The 1084-nt window shown below is 33.2% G+C and carries 1 protein-coding gene; it reads right to left on the bottom strand.

Annotated elements, in window-relative coordinates:
• Positions 1 to 34: 34 nt before the first annotated feature.
• Positions 35 to 1042, bottom strand: coding sequence for a hypothetical protein (locus A6E03_RS16270; RefSeq protein WP_065601290.1), 1008 nt, complete (start codon positions 1040 to 1042; stop codon positions 35 to 37).
• Between the last annotated feature and the right edge of the window lie 42 nt (positions 1043 to 1084).

The raw sequence follows: 1084 nt of genomic DNA, 5'->3' as shown, positions 1-1084 counted from the left end.
TAGCAAATCGTGTTGATGCATTTGTTATGTGAAATTACGCGAGATACTTTTTCAATTCCTCAACTAAATCATCAGCTTCATTTTTTGATAAATATGGAACTTTAATTGTTCTCGCCCAAAAGAAACTTTTTTCTGTAAATTCAGTTACTTTTGAAAAAGGCATTGATTTGATTGGTTCATTACGATTAGGAATCTTAGTTAAAAACTCGACATCCCGATACCATGTATTATCAGAAGGTTTTTGCAGTACTCCTTTAACTTTTGCAGCAGCTATAATTCCATAACCTTTATGAGAAAAAAATACAGTATCTCCAATGTGCACATGAGCAACAAATCGCTTAGCGTCACCATAGGATGCTAACTGACTATTCTCAATCATTTGCCAAATAGAGTTGCTGTTATAACTTTTGTTAGTATCAAATAATACACCCTTTATATCACTAGGGTTTTTGTGATTATCATAAGGAGGTGCAAAAAATTCAAAATACTTCTGACCTTCAATTTCATAAATTCGATAAGGCAAAAAATCTATCGACAAACCGCTATTCTTCCAATAATCAACAGATGACATTAGTGAATTATCCGCAGCGCTGCCTATAATAATTAAATGTTGTTTATTGTTAAATTCTTTCGGCTCAAGTGGATGCTCTAAATTAAATGCTTCTTGATGTGCCTCACTTAGTGTTACATCTTGAGAAGTATATTTTTTAAGTTTACCTTCTAGCTTTTGATACGTCCATTGTCCAGCATCCTGTGCATACCTAAGAGCTTGCTGTACTGCGTCATTTTTAGCTGAACTTCTCTTCAATTCAAATATTACTAACTCACCTTTTTCATTTAAAGCATAAATATCCGCTTCAGCCTGATATTGGCGCTCTTGAAAAATGGGCATTAACTTCGAATCTTCAAAAAGAACATCTAGGATATTGTTAGCGATTAAATTCTCCAAATCTTTCTCAACTTGACCAAATGAAGAAAAATCTTTGAATTGTAAAGGCTCTAAGCCTATAGAGTTATCACCTTCTTGTAGTTTAAATAGCATTTACTCTCCTTTGTAAATATTTCACATAACGCCTGCATAACA

Source organism: Aliivibrio sp. 1S128, assembly GCF_001691065.1.
GTDB lineage: Bacteria > Pseudomonadota > Gammaproteobacteria > Enterobacterales > Vibrionaceae > Aliivibrio.
The sequence above is the reverse complement of the archived record's forward strand: the minus strand, read 5'-3'. Positions and strand labels throughout refer to the sequence as shown.

What these genes read in the sequence shown, in the direction of transcription:
- A6E03_RS16270 (WP_065601290.1), bottom strand. Translation starts at nt 1,042, where the DNA reads ATGCTATTTAAACTACAAGAAGGTGATAACTCTATAGGCTTAGAGCCT.